The 17,335-nt window shown below is 59.8% G+C and carries 21 protein-coding genes; 12 read left to right on the forward strand and 9 right to left on the reverse strand.

Annotation, left to right across the window (positions count from 1 at the left end):
• From ABJP42_RS06670 to ABJP42_RS06695, 6 genes are all read left to right on the forward strand, one after another.
• The coding region (locus ABJP42_RS06670; protein ID WP_348339528.1) for an SDR family oxidoreductase at positions 1-261 on the forward strand (261 nt) is incomplete at its 5' end.
• Positions 262-581: 320 nt separating this feature from the next.
• On the forward strand, positions 582-2,492 hold the full coding sequence (gene uvrC / locus ABJP42_RS06675; RefSeq protein ID WP_348339530.1) for an excinuclease ABC subunit UvrC: 1,911 nt from the start codon (positions 582-584) through the stop codon (positions 2,490-2,492).
• Positions 2,493-2,606: 114 nt separating this feature from the next.
• Positions 2,607-3,293, forward strand: a complete 687-nt coding sequence (locus tag ABJP42_RS06680; protein WP_348339532.1) for a hypothetical protein — start codon at positions 2,607-2,609, stop codon at positions 3,291-3,293.
• 121 nt (positions 3,294-3,414) lie between these two features.
• Complete coding sequence (gene pgsA / locus ABJP42_RS06685) at positions 3,415-4,086, forward strand: CDP-diacylglycerol--glycerol-3-phosphate 3-phosphatidyltransferase (protein WP_348339533.1); 672 nt, start codon at positions 3,415-3,417, stop codon at positions 4,084-4,086.
• Positions 4,086-4,331, forward strand: a complete 246-nt coding sequence (moaD, locus tag ABJP42_RS06690; protein WP_348339535.1) for a molybdopterin converting factor subunit 1 — start codon at positions 4,086-4,088, stop codon at positions 4,329-4,331. The genes pgsA and moaD overlap by 1 nt, the downstream gene beginning before the upstream one ends.
• Before the next feature lie 4 nt (positions 4,332-4,335).
• On the forward strand, positions 4,336-4,782 hold the full coding sequence (locus ABJP42_RS06695) for a molybdenum cofactor biosynthesis protein MoaE (RefSeq protein ID WP_348339536.1): 447 nt from the start codon (positions 4,336-4,338) through the stop codon (positions 4,780-4,782).
• Between the two features lie 357 nt (positions 4,783-5,139).
• Here the strand turns inward: ABJP42_RS06695 and ABJP42_RS06700 are convergent, their stop codons facing one another.
• From ABJP42_RS06700 to ubiA, 3 genes are read right to left on the reverse strand one after another with little or no spacing between them, the layout of a single operon-like run.
• Complete coding sequence (locus ABJP42_RS06700; RefSeq protein ID WP_348339538.1) at positions 5,140-5,457, reverse strand: hypothetical protein; 318 nt, start codon at positions 5,455-5,457, stop codon at positions 5,140-5,142.
• Positions 5,454-7,430: an OmpA family protein gene (locus ABJP42_RS06705; protein ID WP_348339540.1), complete on the reverse strand. Its 1,977-nt coding sequence runs from the start codon at positions 7,428-7,430 to the stop codon at positions 5,454-5,456. Before ABJP42_RS06705 ends, ABJP42_RS06700 begins: the two co-directional genes overlap by 4 nt.
• A 60-nt stretch (positions 7,431-7,490) precedes the next feature.
• Complete coding sequence (gene ubiA, locus ABJP42_RS06710; protein WP_348339542.1) at positions 7,491-8,453, reverse strand: 4-hydroxybenzoate octaprenyltransferase; 963 nt, start codon at positions 8,451-8,453, stop codon at positions 7,491-7,493.
• A 12-nt stretch (positions 8,454-8,465) separates the two neighbouring features.
• Here ubiA and ABJP42_RS06715 point away from each other — a divergent pair, with 12 nt between their 5' ends.
• The 4 genes from ABJP42_RS06715 to ABJP42_RS06730 all read left to right on the forward strand — a co-directional run bounded on the left by ABJP42_RS06715 (position 8,466) and on the right by ABJP42_RS06730 (position 12,024).
• Positions 8,466-9,251, forward strand: coding sequence for a 16S rRNA (uracil(1498)-N(3))-methyltransferase (locus ABJP42_RS06715; protein ID WP_348339543.1), 786 nt, complete (start codon positions 8,466-8,468; stop codon positions 9,249-9,251).
• 293 nt (positions 9,252-9,544) lie between these two features.
• Positions 9,545-10,000 (forward strand): endonuclease NucS domain-containing protein, encoded by a 456-nt coding sequence (locus ABJP42_RS06720; RefSeq protein WP_348339545.1) that lies wholly within the window; start codon positions 9,545-9,547, stop codon positions 9,998-10,000.
• A gap of 60 nt (positions 10,001-10,060) precedes the next feature.
• Positions 10,061-10,588 carry a hypothetical protein gene (locus ABJP42_RS06725; RefSeq protein ID WP_348339547.1) on the forward strand — a complete coding sequence of 176 codons (528 nt, stop codon included), beginning with the start codon at positions 10,061-10,063 and terminating at the stop codon, positions 10,586-10,588.
• Between the two features lie 65 nt (positions 10,589-10,653).
• Positions 10,654-12,024, forward strand: coding sequence for a glutamate--cysteine ligase (locus ABJP42_RS06730; RefSeq protein ID WP_348339549.1), 1,371 nt, complete (start codon positions 10,654-10,656; stop codon positions 12,022-12,024).
• A gap of 127 nt (positions 12,025-12,151) precedes the next feature.
• Here ABJP42_RS06730 and ABJP42_RS06735 read toward each other — a convergent pair whose 3' ends face one another.
• The 3 genes from ABJP42_RS06735 to ABJP42_RS06745 are packed head-to-tail and all read right to left on the reverse strand — an operon-like array spanning position 12,152 to position 14,101.
• Positions 12,152-13,006, reverse strand: a complete 855-nt coding sequence (locus ABJP42_RS06735; RefSeq protein WP_348339551.1) for a fatty acid desaturase — start codon at positions 13,004-13,006, stop codon at positions 12,152-12,154.
• 33 nt (positions 13,007-13,039) lie between these two features.
• The gene (locus ABJP42_RS06740; protein WP_348339553.1) at positions 13,040-13,507 is read right to left on the reverse strand and encodes a hypothetical protein; all 468 of its coding nucleotides are present in this window, start codon (positions 13,505-13,507) and stop codon (positions 13,040-13,042) included.
• Between the two features lie 57 nt (positions 13,508-13,564).
• Positions 13,565-14,101: a GbsR/MarR family transcriptional regulator gene (locus ABJP42_RS06745; protein ID WP_348339555.1), complete on the reverse strand. Its 537-nt coding sequence runs from the start codon at positions 14,099-14,101 to the stop codon at positions 13,565-13,567.
• 124 nt (positions 14,102-14,225) lie between these two features.
• On the opposite strand from ABJP42_RS06745, the gene ABJP42_RS06750 reads away from it, so the two are divergent.
• Positions 14,226-14,483, forward strand: a complete 258-nt coding sequence (locus ABJP42_RS06750) for a hypothetical protein (RefSeq protein WP_348339556.1) — start codon at positions 14,226-14,228, stop codon at positions 14,481-14,483.
• Between the two features lie 85 nt (positions 14,484-14,568).
• Here ABJP42_RS06750 and ABJP42_RS06755 read toward each other — a convergent pair whose 3' ends face one another.
• Positions 14,569-15,042 (reverse strand): YHS domain-containing (seleno)protein, encoded by a 474-nt coding sequence (locus tag ABJP42_RS06755; protein WP_348339558.1) that lies wholly within the window; start codon positions 15,040-15,042, stop codon positions 14,569-14,571.
• Positions 15,043-15,312: 270 nt separating this feature from the next.
• Here ABJP42_RS06755 and lfb1 point away from each other — a divergent pair, with 270 nt between their 5' ends.
• Positions 15,313-15,675, forward strand: coding sequence for an LIC10280 family protein (gene lfb1 / locus ABJP42_RS06760; protein WP_348339559.1), 363 nt, complete (start codon positions 15,313-15,315; stop codon positions 15,673-15,675).
• A gap of 75 nt (positions 15,676-15,750) precedes the next feature.
• Here the strand turns inward: lfb1 and plsY are convergent, their stop codons facing one another.
• Both plsY and ABJP42_RS06770 read right to left on the reverse strand, forming a co-directional pair.
• Positions 15,751-16,356 (reverse strand): glycerol-3-phosphate 1-O-acyltransferase PlsY, encoded by a 606-nt coding sequence (gene plsY, locus ABJP42_RS06765; protein WP_348339561.1) that lies wholly within the window; start codon positions 16,354-16,356, stop codon positions 15,751-15,753.
• A partial coding sequence (locus tag ABJP42_RS06770) for an amidohydrolase family protein (protein ID WP_348339563.1) occupies positions 16,356-17,335 on the reverse strand: 980 nt, incomplete at its 5' end. The genes ABJP42_RS06770 and plsY, both read right to left, overlap by 1 nt.

Genomic DNA, 17,335 nt, shown 5'->3' on the forward strand with positions numbered 1-17,335 from the left:
TGGACCCTGACCCAAACCGCAGCCCAGGCGCTGGCACCAAAGATCCGGATCAATGCGATTGGGCCGGGACCGACCCTGGCCAATGTGCACCAAAGCCCAGAGGATTTTGCCCAACAGCGCGCCACGACCCCCTTGCAGCGCGGGGTGAACCCGGCGGATATCACGGCGGCGCTTGGCTATCTTTTGTCGGCGCAGGCGGTGACCGGTCAGCTGATCTGCGTCGATGGCGGCGAGCATCTGGGCTGGGCAGAACCCGGGTGAACCAACGTGCGGATGACGCGCCATAAGGGTGACCCAGGGGAAAGTTGTGCACCTCTCACGCTACCGTCACAGATCCGTTACAAAAGAGTCTTTGTTTTCAGAAACTTGACAGGTGTGCAAAAAGTTATTATTTTAATTCAGCACCTTACCAATCTGCCTAAATATTAAGCAAAAGTGAAAATCCGTCGTGAAATAAGGGAAATCCGGGGATAGCCCAAAGATATCTTCAGGCTTATCCACAGGGGTCGTGGATTTGTTCGGGGCTTGAACCTTGGCCGCGGTCATTGCAGCCGGGCGCAGGGAATCATATCACTGAGGGCATGACAGATCAGATGCCCGAACAGCCCCAGACCTCCCCTACCGATTCCCCTGCAGCCGAGCCCAAAGCGCCCCGGACCGGCTATGGGGTGATCCAGGATTATGTCAAAACCCTGGATGCCTCGCCGGGGGTTTACCGGATGCTCGATAGCGAGAGCCGGGTGCTCTATGTGGGCAAGGCGCGCAATCTCAAGGCGCGGGTGTCGAACTATACCCGGCCCGGCAATTCGCCCCGGATCGAGCGGATGATCGCGCTGACCGCAAGCATGATGTTCCTGACCACCCGGACCGAGACCGAGGCGCTGCTGCTGGAACAGAACCTGATCAAGCAGCTCAAGCCCAAATACAACGTGCTGCTGCGCGATGACAAAAGCTTCCCGAGCATTCTGGTGGCCAAGGATCATGCCTTTGCCCAGCTGAAAAAGCACCGCGGCGCGCGCAAGCAGAAGGGCAGCTACTTTGGCCCCTTTGCCGGGGCTGGCGCGGTGAACCGGACGCTCAATCAGCTGCAAAAGGCCTTTTTGCTGCGGGATTGTTCCAATGCAATGTTTGAAAGCCGCAGCCGGCCCTGTCTGCAATATCAGATCAAACGCTGTTCAGCGCCCTGCACCGGGGAGATCTCGGAAGAGGAATATGGCCTCGCGGTGCGCGACGCCGAACGCTTTCTGGCCGGACGGTCGACCAAGATCCAGGAGGAGCTGGCGGCTGAAATGATGAAGGCCTCGGAGGCGATGGAGTTTGAACGCGCTGCGGCGTTGCGCGATCGGATCAAAGCGCTGACCCAGGTGCAGTCGAGCCAGGGCATCAACCCGCGTGGCGTGGCCGAGGCCGATATTATCGGCTTGCATATGGATGGCGGTCAGGCCTGCGTGCAGGTGTTCTTTATTCGCGCCAACCAGAACTGGGGCAATCAGGATTTCTACCCCCGTGTCGATGCCGACATGAGCCCGGCAGAGGTGATGGAGGCCTTCCTGGGGCAGTTCTACGACAATAAGGAACCGCCAAAGCAGCTGATCCTGTCGGATGCGATTGAAAACACCGATCTGATGGAGGGGGCGCTGAGTGGCAAAGCGGAGCGCAAGGTGGAAATCCTTGTGCCGCTACGCGGCGAAAAGACCGAGTTGGTGGCTGGTGCGGTGCGCAATGCCCGCGAAAGTCTGGCCCGGCGCATGGCCGAAAGCGCCACCCAGGCCAAGCTGCTCAAAGGGTTGGCAGAGGCCTTTGGTCTGGCGGGACCGCCGCAGCGGATCGAGGTCTATGACAACTCGCATATCCAGGGCACCAATGCGGTGGGGGGCATGATTGTGGCCGGCCCCGAGGGCTTTATGAAAAACGCCTATCGCAAGTTCAACATCAAGGGCGATGATCTGGTGCCCGGCGATGACTTTGGCATGATGAAGGAGGTGCTGAACCGGCGCTTTTCACGGCTGAAGAAAGAAGATCCCGACCGCGACAAGGGGCTCTGGCCGGATCTGCTGCTGATCGATGGCGGCGCCGGGCAGGTCTCGGCGGTGGCGGAAATCATGGCGGAACATGGCGTCGAGGACATTCCCATGGTGGGGGTCGCCAAGGGCGTGGACCGGGATCATGGCAAGGAAGAGTTCCACCGGTTGGGCGAGAGTGCCTTTGCGCTGCAACGCAATGACCCGGTGCTGTATTTTGTCCAGCGCATGCGCGATGAGGCCCATAGGTTTGCCATCGGTACCCATCGCGCCAAGAGGGCCAAGGCGGTCGGGGCCACGCCGCTGGATGAGGTGCCGGGCGTTGGTGCGGGGCGCAAACGCGCCCTGCTGAAACATTTTGGCAGCGCCAAGGCCGTCAGCCGCGCCGATCTGCTGGACCTCAAGGCGGTGGACGGGATCTCCAATGCGCTGGCGGAGACGATTTATGATTTCTTCCATGGGCAAAATTGAAAATGAAACCTACATGGAAGCGTGAACCGGAGTGTATTCAGCGCTTCAGGACGGCTTAAAAGGGTGCTTACCCCATTGGATCGCCCGGCCATACTGACGTCTGGGTTTCACCAGGTGGCGGGCGAAAGCATGCAACGATTTCGAAATATGATCACTAGGAAGGCCCTTGACGGAAAAATTCCCTTTTCTGACCAGATCCTGAAATGGGAAACGCGTCGTTTCATGAATGCCGCTGAGCCCAGTTCTTCCTTGCGCTATGAATTGAAGATCCCCGATTCCACGCGCCCATTTGGACCCGAAATTGCGACAGGCCTAGGGCCAAAACATGAGCTGATTCCTCTGGTTCCCGTACCGCTCACTCTTGATATTCTTGCGGGAAAACCCGTTGAGGAGATTTCGACGGAGCTCGGATCCTACGGCATGGGTGGCGAAGGCTTCTTTGGGCTTCGGCTTGGGCAGGATTGGTTCGTTATTGCACTTAGCGGCGCCGCAGCCTGGCTTCGTTTTGACGGTGTCCTAATTGAGGGCTGGTTCTGTGAGGAACACGGCAGGCCCAAACCCTGGATTGATGATGAGGGTGATCGCTTAAGCCCCCAGATTCTGGGAGCACAGATTGTGCGTCTTGACGTGCAGCCCCATTCTTTGCACCTGGGGTTTGATAATGGCAGTGAGCTCTCGCTTGATGCCACTTTGGATCTACCTGTTTTTGAAGGCAGAAAGGCGCCGCGGAGGTTCCTGGAGGAGGATGATCTGAATCACGCGCTGTTCCTCGCGCCAACCCGTGAAATTTGGGTTTTGTAACGCTCATCGGGACCATTTCTGGGAGAGAGCCCGGGCGATCCAGGTTTCGTCATCACCCTTTGAATGGGAAAATGTTGCAAGCGCCTTTTATGTTTTGGATGTGCATTGTAGGGTCCGGCGCATGAAATGGACTCTGCCCAATATCCTGACCGTGGTGCGCCTGCTGGCGGCACCGGGTCTCGCCATTATGTTTCTCTATTTTGCACGCCCCCTGGCGGATTGGTTTGCGCTGATCCTCTTTGTTGGCGCCGCCATTACTGATTGGTTTGACGGCTATCTGGCACGCGCCTGGCAGCAGGAAACCAAAATGGGGGCAATGCTGGATCCGATTGCGGATAAGGCCATGGTGGTGATCGCGCTGATGATCCTGGTGGGCTATGCCGATGAACATTGGACCCCCTGGCTGGTGCTGCCCGCCACGGTGATCCTGTTCCGCGAGGTCTTTGTCTCTGGGCTGCGCGAATTCCTGGGCGACACCGCTGGCACCCTGAAGGTGACAAATCTGGCCAAGTGGAAAACCACGGCCCAGATGGTGGCCATCGCCACGCTGTTCTCTCAGGGTGTGTTTGAACACTATCTGGTGATGTCTTCCATTGGCATGGACCAGGCACTGGTGGAGGCTATTCTTTCCGGTCAGGAAGAGGATGTGAACGGGCTGCGCTGGAAATTGCAGGGAATGTTCTGGACCGGGCGGATCGGGCTCTGGCTGTTGTGGATCGCGGCGGCTCTGACCCTGATCACCGGCGCGGATTACATGCGCAAGGCCTGGCCACACCTGAAGGAGAGCAACTGATGGATGTTGTCTATTTTGCCTGGGTGCGCGAACGCATCGGTGTGCCGCGCGAAGAGGTGGAAACCAAGGCAGCCACTGTGGCGGATCTGGTGGCAGAGCTTGTCGCGCGCGAAGAGCGCTATGCTGCGGCCTTTGCCGATCTTTCCGCCCTGCGGGTGGCGCTGGACCAGGAGCTTTCAGATTTTGACGCCCCGCTTGCGGGCGTGCGCGAAGTGGCCTTTTTCCCGCCGATGACCGGAGGCTAGGCGGATGCAGGTTCGGGTACAGGAGGCAGGCTTTGACCTGGGTGCAGAAAGCGACGCCTTTGCCGCCGGAGTTGCGGGATCCGGGGCGATTGTCACCTTTACCGGCGTGGTACGGGACGCCGATGCTGGCGGGCTTGTGGCGATGGAGATCGAGCATTACCCGGCAATGACCGAAAAGGCGTTGGAAGCTATTGCAATCGAGGCCAAGGCGCGCTGGTCGCTGGAGGATGCGCTGGTGATCCACCGATATGGCCGGTTGGCGCCGGGAGAGCGGATCATGATGGTGGCCACGGCGGCACGTCATCGCAAAGACGCCTTTGAGGCGGCTGAGTTTCTGATGGACTATCTAAAATCCCGCGCGCCCTTTTGGAAAAAAGAAATCCTCACAGATGGCGGCGCCGATTGGGTGGCCGCCAAGCCCGAGGATGAAGACGCGCTGACCCGCTGGTAGCCCTGCCTCGCTGGTAGCCTGGCCTGCTGTTCAAGCGGCGAGAGGGGGGATGTCCTCACCAAGGGGATCATCCAGCAACAGGGAGCGCTCCCGCCTGTTTTGGCAACATTCAAAGAATGTTACCGCTCAGTTGGGCCGGGCAGCGCGCCGAGGGCGCGCTGCGGTTTCACCTGCGGGTGGGGGTCTGGCAGAACAATGACCATCACCTCGATTTGAGAAAACCTGTCGGTTCGCGGTGCAGCGCCGCGCCGCAGGTGCGGCGCTGGGCCCAAGGCCTTTCGGACTGGCTGTGCCAGGCTGAGGGCGCGGGAGCCCCCCCCCCTTGCGCGTGACGAGACCAGAGGGCCGCGGCTGGGTTTATTCTTGCTGCAGGTAGCTGCGCAATTCTTCCGCTTCGCGGCGGGCATCACGCAGTCCGTCCATGGCAGCGCGCAGCTCTGCCTCGGTCTGGGTCAACTGGTTTGACAGCTCGGCCTCGCGTTGCTGCAGATAGGTGATCGCCTGATCACGGGTTTCCTCCGCTTCGTGCAACTCCTGGCTCATCCGGTCCAGATCGGCCACGTCGCTTTGCCGGACGCGGGTAAAGCGGTGCACCAGCCAATTGGCAAACCAGCCCATGGCAAAGGCGGCAAACAGGATGATTGCGGTGGTGAGGATGAACTCAGCTCTGTTCATTGTCCTGTGGTCTCCTGTTCTGTGGTCTCTGCGGCACCTTGCGCACCTGTATCATTCTCTTCTGCATCGTCACTGGCATTGGCACCGTCACTGGCTTCTGCACTAGTCTGCGCCGCAGCGGTGGCGGCCTCTTCCAGGGTGGTTTCACCCTCAGATGTGGTTTCGGGCAGGATCAGGCGGAACTCGATCCGCCGGTTGGCCTCGCGGCCCTCTTCGCTGTCATTGGAGGCGATGGGCTGACTTTCACCATAGCCGGTGGCGATGAATGCGGCGGTGCGAATGCGCCGGGCGCGCAGCTCGTTGAGGATCGACTGCGCCCGTGACTGGCTTAGCGTCTGGTTCATGCCCTCACGACCCTGACTGTCGGTATGGCCTTGGATCTCCAACCGCACCGGGCCGCATTTTTCCAAAATCGTCGCGACGTGATCCAAGACCGCACTGCTGCCTGCTGCCACGGTGGCAGAGCCTGGCTCAAAGCTGATCTTGCCAGTGTTTTCCTGGGCGCCTGCCAGCTGTGTGGCGCAGAGCTCGGCGCTCAGCGGTTGGTCCTTTGGCGCCGGTGGTTCCTCATAGGTGATGGCCAGCTCATAGCTTTCTGCCTCGCCAAGTTTGGCGGCCAGAAACCCAGAGACCACCGACAGAGTGTCCTCTTGGTGGCTCATGCCGCGCAGCTGCAGATTGTCCGGGGTCACAGTGACCGAACCGCGCTGCAGATGCGACAGCGCCTCGAGCCCGGCGAGAACCCGCACCGGCCAGTCGCTGGGCAGATCGGCAACCACGCGGGTGGCGGTATGGACCTGATCGGCGCCAAACCGTGCCTTGGCGTAGCTGCTGGTGATATCGCGCGACACGTCATCACTGATCCGACCGCGCAACTGCACCTGGCCTTCGGGGCTGAGGGTGGCGGTGAATTCTGGCGGCCCGGCGCTGGCGTCGCTGGCTGGAACCGGCAGTACCGCATGCAGGGCAAAGACCTCTGGCAGAGTGTTCTCCAGCTCGCCCACCACCTTGTCAAACAGCGCCGGGGCGGTGCCTTCGGCTGCGACCAGGGTGATATCGGCATTGGCGATGGTGACCGTGCCCTGACCCAGAGCGGCAAGGCTGGCAATGCTCAGGGCGCTGGCGCGGGACCAATTGGGAGAGGGCACACCCATGCCGATCACACAGTCGGCCTGACCTTCAAGTCCGGCGGCGCGGGCGGCGCTGAGGATATAGGCGCGGCTTTCGGCGCTTTCCGCAGAACAGGCATCAAAGCGTGCGCCGCTTTCGCCAATCAGAAATCGCAGGGTAAAGGGAGTGATTACCGGACGCGCGGCGACAATATCCAGCACCAGATGCAATTCCGGCGGCGCCATACGGGCAAGCCGGTCCTGCAGCACATCCTTTGCCGCTGCAGACTCCGCCATGGTGGTGATCTTGACGGTGCTGGCATCGACCGAGATTTTGGCCCGCGGCAGCAGCTCCAGCGCCGAAATCGCATAGCGCAGAGCCGTGGCCCAGCCTTTCGGGGCCGGATAGCGCGCGGTTTCCAGCAGATCGGCCACCTGGCCTGCATCGCTCAACCCGTTCAGCTCTTTCACCAGATCGGCGCGGGGCGAAGTAGCCGGGATCAGCCCGATGATGGAGATGCCGCTGTTGTTGCGCAGGATTTCAGCCGAGAACCGGGGCGGCGCGATGCCCTTGGAGGGGGTGACGGACATATCGTCGATCACCCGCGTGGCATCTACCACGCCGCCTGCCAATGACAGCGCGGCAAAGCGGGTGGCCTCATCCGGGGCGGTGCCCTGCAGGGTCACTCGCAGCCCATCCGAGGTGACCTCAGCCCAGCCCATATCGCCGTCGTCCAGGGCGCGGCGCAGCGCAGTCTCGCTGTTTTGCTCGACCGCAGTCACGGCAAAACTGGCCGCAACCAGGCTGATGCCGGCGGCGGCTGCAAAGGTCAGGGTTGGGATCAAGAGCGTTGACAGGCGCATAAAGTGGTTATTCCCCGGAAAAACTGCGTCTTGTGTATAGGTCTGCGCCGCGCGTTTCAATCAAAGGAAGGCCGCCAGAATGAAGAAAATAAGCGGAATCAAGCCGGTATCTCGGTTGAGCCGGAACAGCTGAAGCAGGCGTTGGTTGTTTTCGGCGTCAAAGATCCGCAATTGCCAGGTCATATGCCAGCCCATGGCCCAGGGGCCGATCAGGGCCACACCCAGGGCCCAGTAGTTCTCTTCCAGATCCAGCGCCAGAATGATGGCAAAGGCCATCAGGCTGACGGTGCTGACAATAAAGCGGCGCAGCCAGGCCGGGGTATTGCTGCCAAACAGCCGGGCGGTGGATTTCACCCCGATCAGCGCGTCATCTTCGGTGTCCTGATGGGCATAGATGGTGTCGTAATACAGCGTCCAGCTAATGCCGGCAAAATAGAGCGCTACAGCCGGCCAGTGCAGCGCCCCGGTATGGGCGGTCCAGGCCCACAGCGCCCCCCAGTTGAAAGCCAGCCCCAGAAACACCTGCGGCCACCAAGTAAAGCGTTTGGCAAAGGGGTAGATCGCCACCGGAAACAGCGCCAGGATCCCCATCGAAATGGCCATTGGGTTAAAGGTGAGCAAGATGCCAAAGGAGATCAGCGCCTGCAGCACCATCCAGACCAAGGCGCCGCGCACGGTGACCTGTCCCGAAGGAATGGGCCGCGAGCGGGTGCGTTCTACCGCCCCGTCAAAATTGCGATCGGTGATATCATTCCAGGTGCAACCAGCGCCGCGCATCAGCCAGGCGCCCAGGGCGCAGGCCACTGCAATCCAGGCATCCTCCCAGCGCGGGGAGCCATCCCAGAGGATTGCCAGCGCCAGCCCCCACCAGCAGGGGATCAGCAAGAGCCAGGTGCCAATCGGCCGGTCCGCCCGGCTGAGGCGCAGATAGGGGCGGCTCCAGGCTGGTGCATATTGATCAACCCAGTTGTCTTTGACCGCATCCGCGACCTGACCATCTGGCTTTGGCGCATCACCTTGCATATGTAGGGCCTCATGAGTGCAAAAATCAGACTGTATGTAGATCACCCCTTGGGGGCAGGGCAATCCATTCCTCTGGAGAAGGATCAGGCGCATTACCTCTTTGGGGTGATGCGGCAGCGCCTGGGCGGGACGGTGGCGCTGTTCAACGGTGTCGATGGCGAATGGCAGGCCGAGGTGACCGAGGCCGGCAAGCGCGGCGGCACCCTGACATGTCGAGAGCAAAGCAAGCCCCTGCAGATGCCGCCTGATCTGTGGCTGATCTTTGCGCCGATCAAAAAGGCCCGCACTGATTTTATCGTTGAAAAAGCCGCCGAGATGGGCGCCGCCCGCATTCTGCCGGTGGGCACGGAGTACACCAATTCCGAACGCATCCGGCAGGACCGGCTGCAGGCCCATGCGGTTGAGGCCGCCGAGCAATGCGGCGGCACCTATGTGCCCGAGGTTTCGGATCTGCAAAAGCTCTCGCAAATGCTGGATCACTGGCCCGCCGAGCGCCAGCTGATGTTCTGCGACGAGGCCGAGGTTGGCCAGCGGTTGTTTCTGGATGTAGCACAGGGCAACGCCCTGGGGGGCGGGACCGGCGCTGACCGGTCCGCAGGCGAACTGGTCGATCCTCTATCATCACAGCCCTGGGCCATTCTCATCGGCCCCGAAGGCGGGTTCTCCGACAAGGAACGCAAACGCTTGCACGCGATGGAGCAGGCCCATGTGGTCAGCCTTGGGCCGCGTATCCTGCGGGCGGATACCGCCGCCGTGGCAGCCATGACCCTGTGGCAACAGACACTGGGAGATTGGTGATACTTGGGAGGTATTGAAGTGCGAAATGAGTACAATTGCTGGTTGGCAGCTCAGGGGTACAATGAGAACACTTGCAACACGCAGGTGTCTCATGTTCGTCAGATCGAAAAATACTATGGCGAGTTAGATGCTTTGGTTGAAGCAAGTGGCTTGGAGCCGCTTGTTGAAAAGTTCACATATACCCTTGCTGACGAAAGAAATGGGCGTGCTAACCCTACGAAGTCGATTTCACCGGGCGGACGTATACAAGGCTTCAGTCTCTAAAAGGGGCTATCAAGCGTTATGCTCGTTTCTTGCAAGATGGATATGCTCCTGAAAATGACAGCGGGCTTTCCTCAAATTCTACTATTTCAGATGAGGGTCAACAAGACAGGCAGCGTTTTGCATTGGAGCGGGATATGCAGGCAGCTTTGCGTGCAAAGATCAGTGATCTAGAGGAGGGTTTGAGGATAGCAGACGAAGGCGTCGAGCGTTCTGTCGAATCTGGTTTTATTGATATTTTGTGTGTGGATCGGGCCGGGCAGGCCGTTGTGATTGAGTTGAAATCCGGAAAAACCGATGCGCGTGTGGTTGGCCAAACCTTGGGTTATATGGGTGACATCATAGAGGAAGGTGAATTTGAGGACGTGCGTGGAGTTATTGTGGCAAACGCATTTGATAAGCGCACGATCGCAGCATCACGCGCTGTGCCCAACTTGAAGTTGGTGACCTATGGGATAAATTTTTATTTTGAGCCAGTCTCGCTGTAACCATATTGTAAAACTGGTTCTAGGCCTCACCTTAGGAAAGAGCGAACTGGGAGAGAGATCATGAGCTTCATTCGTCCCGAGGCCCGCGATGCGCTTTGGCGCTGGCGCGAGCTAATTGTTGCTGCGTTGATGCTGCTGGTGGGGCTGAAATGGGCCTTTACCTCCCATGGGGTGACCGAGGTCACTGGCTGGGCCTTGATCATGGTCAGCCTGATCATTGCCGTCGTCGGCGCCCAGCGGCTGCGGTTTCGCCTTGGCACTGATGGTCCCGGTGTGGTGCGGGTGGATGAGGGGCAGATTGCCTATTTTGGTCCGCTGACCGGTGGCGCCGTGGCGGCCTCGGAATTGCAGCGCCTGCGTCTGGATCACACCGCCAAACCCCCTCATTGGGTGCTGGAGCAGGAGGGGCAGGGGCCCTTGGAGATCCCGGTAAATGCGACAGGCCATGAGGCGCTGTTTGATGTCTTTGCCGCATTGCCCGGCCTCAGGACCGAGCGGATGCTTGCAGAGCTGCGCCGTCAGGGGCCTCACCAGGTCGTGATCTGGGAACGCAGCCCTTCGCGCCCGGCGCATCACAGGCTGCATTGACACTGGTGGCGATTCCGCTCACCACTGATCTCCCAAGACAACCCAACAGGTACGGAGTGCCCGGCATGTCCATTCCCCAGTCCGGCGGCGGACCCATTGAGCGCCACGAACAATTGGCCGAATATCTGGCCAGCGGCTGCAAGCCCCGCGCGGATTGGCGCATCGGGACCGAGCATGAAAAGTTCGGCTATTGCAAAGACACTCTGAAACCGCTGCCCTTTGAAGGCACGCGCTCGATTGTGGCGGTGCTGGAAGGTCTGCGCGACAGCTATGGCTGGTCACTTATCACCGAGGGCGGCAATCTGATCGGGCTGGAAAAAGACGGCGCCAATGTCAGTCTTGAACCCGGCGGCGCGGTAGAGCTGTCTGGCGCCCCGCTGGAGACCATTCACGAGACCTGCGACGAGGTGAATACCCATCTGCGCGAGGTGAAAGAGATCGCCGATAAGATCGGCGTGGGCTTTATTGGCCTGGGCGCGGCGCCCATTTGGTCCCATGACCAGATGCCCTTGATGCCCAAGGGGCGCTACCGGCTGATGAATGACTATATGACCAAGGTCGGAACCATGGGGCGCGATATGATGCGGCGCACCACCACGGTGCAGGTCAATATTGACTTTGGCTCCGAGGCCGACATGGTGCAGAAACTGCGCGTCGCCCTGGCGCTGCAGCCGGTGGCCACGGCGCTTTTTGCCAATTCACCCTTCTTTGAGGGCAAGCCCAATGGCCACAAGAGCTGGCGCAGCAAGATCTGGCGGCATCTGGATGACAGCCGCACCGGTATGTTGCCCTTTGTCTTTGACGAGGGCTTTGGCTTTGAAGCCTATGTGCAATATGCGCTCGATGTGCCGATGTATTTTGTCTACCGGGATGGCGAATATATCAACGCGCTGGGCATGTCCTTTCGCGACTTCCTGAAGGGAAAACTGCCGGCCCTGCCTGGGGAAACCCCAACCCTGTCGGATTGGGCGGATCATCTGACCACCGCCTTCCCGGAGGCGCGGATCAAGAAATACATGGAGATGCGCGGCGCCGATGGGGGCCCCTGGCGTCGGCTTTGTGCGCTGCCCGCTTTCTGGGTTGGGCTGACCTATGATCAGACCGCGCTGGATGCTGCCTGGGATCTGGTCAAGCATTGGGACGCCGAAACCCGCGAGGGGCTGCGCGTTGCTGCCTCGCGCGAGGGGCTGCAGGCCGAGGTCAATGGTATCAAGATGCAGGAGCTGGCCCGCGAAGTGGTGGCGATTTCGGACGCAGGTTTGAAAAACCGCGCCCGTCCCGGTGCTGGTGGGCTGGTGCCGGATGAGACCCATTTCCTCAATGCGCTGAAAGACAGTCTGGACAGTGGCAAAGTGCCGGCCGATGAGCTGCTGGAGCGCTATCACGGCGATTGGGGTGGGGATCTCACCCGGATCTACGGCGATTACAGCTACTGATTTTTCGTTGCTGAAGCTTTGGATCTGACAGGTAAAAGGGGGCGCCGCTTAGGTGCCCCTTTTTCTTGCCTCCGTTCTTCTTGCGGCGCCTACAAACGTTTTGCGGGTGGCTAGGCCTCCTGGTGGGTCAGTGTGCGCGGTCTAGCCAGGGCACGACCGGTTGGCGTGCCTGCGAGTAGCCGGGGACTTGCGTATCCAGCCGCGCCGCCAGATCCGGCAATCGGCTAACCGGAACCTTGGGAAAAAGGTGGTGTTCGCGATGGTAGAACATCAGATAGGCCAGCCGCGCCAGCACACCGCGCTGACTGCGCCCTGCAAGACCACTATGCGCGGTGCCCTGATGGGTGATCCAGACGGCAAAGAATGCGGTGAGGCATTGCGCCAATGCCATGGCAGACAGATGCAGGAGAAGGAAACTCCAACCACTCAAAAGGATCAGCCCAAGAGCCAGCACGACACCGAGCCCATCACCCAGCATACGCAACCGCCACTTGCGCCCGCCATCGCGCCAGCAATGTTGGATCAGATCCAAAGGAAACCGGGGACCGTAGAGCAATACCTCTGCCGCACTCATATGGCCGCAGTGCCCCTCTAGATCACCGGGGCCCATGGCGTGGCGGTGGTGCTGCATGTGACTCCAGGCGATGGAGCTGTTGCAGCCCACCATAACTGCGCTGAGCAGGTGCAACAGACCAATGTCGGCGCGCCTTGGCAGGCCGAGATTGCCATGAATTGCCTCATGGTTCAGCCGCAGGGCGCAAAGAAAAAACATGAAGCTTGCCAGCGCCCCCAGGGGCCAGAAGGGGGAGGCATAAAGAAGCCAAGAGAGGATAAGCCATGGCACAGGCAGGCTGAATTCCACGATTTTTTGCCAACCGGAAAGAGGTAGTAGGTCGGTCCAGAGAACCAGGGTTGGCGCAGTTTCACATTTAGTCGGCTTCAACGAGTGAGGAAGGTAGGGGTTTTCTGATACTTCTGTCATTTGAGAAATCTCCTGTCAAAAAAATACCTGAGCCTAGCCTCTGGTTTGTCCGCTGCGGTGATAGAGCCAGGCACAGGCTGCGCCCCAAAGGGGGGCGTAAAGGGAGCCATAGGTGAGGCAGAGCAGGGCAAACTGCTGGTCGCCTGTCCAATAGAGGAAGCCCGCCACACTCAGGTTCACCGCGAAGAGAAGTAGCGCAGAGATCAGGGGGCTGAGAGGGGAGTTGCGCGCCAGAAGCCACAGAGCAGCGCCCCCAAACACGAAATACTGTACAAAGCCAAAGAACACCGCAAAACCCGATACAAAGGTCAAAACAAGGGCGGCTGTTTTGACGCCTTCGAGGCTCGCGCTGGTGGCGGGGAACAGGGAGATCACGGAACTCACAAGCAGCCCGGCTCCGCCGCCAAGAAGGATGAGGAAGACATTGGTCAGCACTGGCGCCAAGGCCAGGCAGAGGAAGAAGCGTTTGTGGGTCAGATTGTGTTTTGTTATTTCTGTCATTTGAGAAACTCACTCGCAAAAAATTTAGCTACAGGCGCGGTTCAAATCAGCTCAAGCCTATTCTGAGGCTTTGCCGCCGGGCAGGAACCGCACCAGCCTGGTGCCAAGTTTCAGCACCGCCATATGCACCGACCGGGGCAGGCGGGCAAAATCCACATACCAGTCATCAAACATCTGCATCACCCGCAGGGTCTCCCCCATGCGCTCCTTGATCACGGCGGGGGTCTTGTCGGATTCCGCCTCCTGCATCACCGCGTCCAGCGCCCGCAGGGTGGGGGCAAATTCGCGCTCGCGCCGGGCCTTGATCACCGTATCCACCAGATCAAACATATCGCGGATTGAGGTGAAGTGATCGCGCCGGTCGCCCAGCTGCCGAGAAGCTTTCACCAGGCCTTGCGCTTGCAGCTCTTTCAGCCCGGTAGAGACATTGGAGCGCGCCAGATTGAGCGTCTCGCAGATCTCATCCGCCGTCATGGCATCGGGGGAGATGTGTAGCAGCGCATGGATCTGTGCCACGGATCGGTTGACCCCCCATTTGGAGCCCATCTCTCCCCAGTGGAGAATGAAGTTCTGCATCGCGGGGGTGAGGTTCATCTCAAAAATCCTGTTATTTCTGTAATGACAGAAATTCATGAATGGCGAGTCGTGTCAAGTTTTTCTCTTGCCAGATCGGTTTTTTGAGCGTGACAAATAGGGGGCGTAAAAAAGGGAGATTGAAATGCGCGATATATTTATTGGACTTTTTGACAAGCTGGTGGGTGTTTTTGTGATCTTCCTCTGCCTCGGTGTATTGGTCGGGACTGGGGTGGCTTTTGTCGCGCCTGCCCCCAACGGTGGCCTCTTGCCTGCGCTGGGCATTCTAATTGGCGGCTCGATATATGCCATCATGGTCGGAGGGATGATGTATCTTTTCCTGGGCGTGTACCACAACACCAAACGCACGGCTGAGGCCATCGAAGAGCTGGCTAAACGGTAGCCGAGGCAAAGATAAGAAAACCCGGCGACGCCAAGGGGCTCCGCCGGGTCTTGTTTTACAAGCTCAGGTCAGTCCTGCGCTGTGCTTACTGCTGCAGGGCCGCAGGCTCTACATCAGCGATGTTTTCCCAGTGGCCGTTGGCGTCCTGGACAAAACCGGGGATATTGCCTTCCCAGCGTTCCTGAATGTCCTTGGACAGGTTCAGGTAGAGTGTGTTGTCGACGATTTTCCAGTATGTTGGGTCGCCGTCGAACTTGAAGCCCATGGCGGTGCCAAAGGCGCAGTAGCCGCCATAGGCGGGCAGGTATGCTTCGGGGTTGGCCTCAAACTGCGCTTTGTGCTCTTCCGAAGCAAAGCGGTAGGTCGCGTCATTAAAAACAGTTGTGATCTTATAGCTGCCCTTGGCGGGGGCGCCGTCGGTGAAATAGGCGACGGGGTCATAGCCCTGCATTGCGAGGCCGGTGGAGGAGGCGTTGAGTTCGACGCCAGCCGCCAGGGCCGAAGTTGCCATTGCAACCGAAAGCGCCACACCGCTCAGCAGAGTTTTGAATGTGTTCATGGGTCTAGTCCTTTTCCTATCCGGCCAGGGAGGTATTGACGGCTGGCCGGTGCGTTTTCGAGTTTGAGCGAGGCCTGTCTGGCCATCACGAAATCGATGTGGAGACGGGGGCGATCACGTTCAATCAAACTGTTTTTGATTGCGCAGTTGCCCAGAGCCTCTGTGCGCAGATGCGCAGAGCTACGCCATCACAATCAGGGGAGGCGTTGATTTGGGCTGACAGGCTGGCCGGGACGGGGCACAGTGGGCCATTGTTTAGGAGGAATTCAGATGGGTAAATTATTAACCCGCCGTAGCCTGATTGCAGGGCTGACAGCTGGTCTGGCGGCATCTTTTATCTCAGTGGCGACTGTGGCCAGCGCCCAGGGTGTCGCGGGCAGCTACCGCGCCGAAGGCCGTAACCCCGATGGCAGCGCCTATAAGGGCAGCGTGCAGATCTTTGAAAGCAAAGGCGTGCTTTTGGTCAAATGGCAGGTTGGCAATCAAAACTATTCCGGCAGCGGCACCCGCAGCGGCGATGTGATCTGGGTGAACTGGGGCGACACCTATCCGGTGGTCTATATCCGCATGCCCAGCGGTGAGCTGCACGGCACCTGGGCCAATGGCAAGGCGCTGGAACGGCTCATTCCCTAGGGGATCATTCGCAAAACGCTCTTGCGGCGCGCGCCCTGTTTACCCGGCTGTTGTCGCCGGGGCTGGGCGGGGCCGTTATTTTTGCCCGATACGGGGCTCGGTCCCAGCCAGAAGGCGGCTGATATTGGCGCTGTGGCGCCAGAACACGATTGCTCCCAACAAAATGGCAAGCGCAATGGTGGCGGGCGCATTCAGCAAATAGGCCCAAAGCGGTGCTGCCAGCGCCGCAACCAGGGCGCTGAGTGATGAGATCCGGCCAATGGCAGCCGTGGCCACCCAGGTGAGGCAGCAGGCAATGCCAACCGGCCAGGCCAGCGCCAGCATCAGCCCAAGGAAGGTCGCGACCCCCTTGCCTCCCTGGAACTTCAACCAGACCGGAAAGCAATGACCGAGGAAAGCTGTGAGACCTGCCAGCTGCGCGGCATCTTCGCCGGCCAGAAAACGCGCCAGAAGCACCGCCGCCGCGCCCTTACCGCCATCCAGGATCAATGTCGCTGCCGCGGCGGCCTTGCTGCCGGTGCGCAGCACATTGGTGGTGCCGATATTGCCAGACCCAATTTCGCGCAGGTTGCCCAGGCCCATCACCCTGGTCAGCACCAGACCAAAGGGGATCGAGCCCAACAGATAGCCAATCACGGCCCAGAGCATCAGAATGGCGGCGGTATTTTCAATCAGGGGCATCAATCTCTCCGGTAAACGGCTGCGCCGGTAACATAGGTTGCCAGCACTCTGCCCTGCATGCGCTGGGTGTCATAGGGCGTATTTTGCGATTTGGACTTCAGCTGGAACCGATCCATCACAAAGGGCATATCCGGATCAAACAGCACCAGATCGGCTGGCGCGCCGGCGCTCAGCCGGCCAGATTGCAGCCCCAGCCGTTTTGCCGGATTCAGCGCCATGGCCCGGAACAGCGTCGGCAGATCCAAAAGCTCAGCATGATAGAGCCGCATGGCGGCAGGCAGCAGGGTCTCCAGCGCCACCGCACCGGCGGCGGCTTCTTCAAAGGGCAGGCGCTTGCTCTCTTCGTCCTGCGGCGTATGCATCGAAGAAATGATATCAATCAGCCCAGAGCGCACCGCTTCGGCCACCGCCAGACGGTCCTCTTCTGAGCGCAGCGGCGGTTTTACCTTAAAGAAGGTCCGGTAGTCGGCCACGTCCAGCTCATTCAGGGTCAGATGGTGGATCGAGGTGCCGGCAGTAATATCCAGGCCATTCTTCTTGGCCCGTTCCAGCGCGGGCAGGGCGCGGGCCGTGGTGATCTGATCGGCGTGATATTTGGCACCGGTCATTTCCAACAGCGCAATGTCGCGATCCAGCCCCATGCGTTCCGCCATGGGAGAGACCGCAGGCAGCCCCCGCAGGGCGGCAAACTTGCCGGATGTGGCAGCAGCTCCGGCGCTCAGCAGGGGTTCCTGCGGATGGGCAATCACCAGCGCTCCGCAAGAGCGCGCATAGGTAAGCGCGCGGGAGAACACCTTGGTATTGCTGACCACATGATCGCAATCGGAAAAGGCTACGGCGCCGGCATCCTGCAAAAAGCCGATTTCTGTCATCTCGCGCCCGGCGCGCTCTTTGGTCAGGGCCGCCATGGGCAGAACATGCACAGGCGCGTCGGCCTGGGCGCGGCGGGTGACAAATTCCAGCGCCTCGGGGCTGTCGA

Origin of the sequence: Pseudophaeobacter sp. (genome assembly GCF_039971195.1) — a bacterium.
Lineage (GTDB): Bacteria > Pseudomonadota > Alphaproteobacteria > Rhodobacterales > Rhodobacteraceae > Pseudophaeobacter.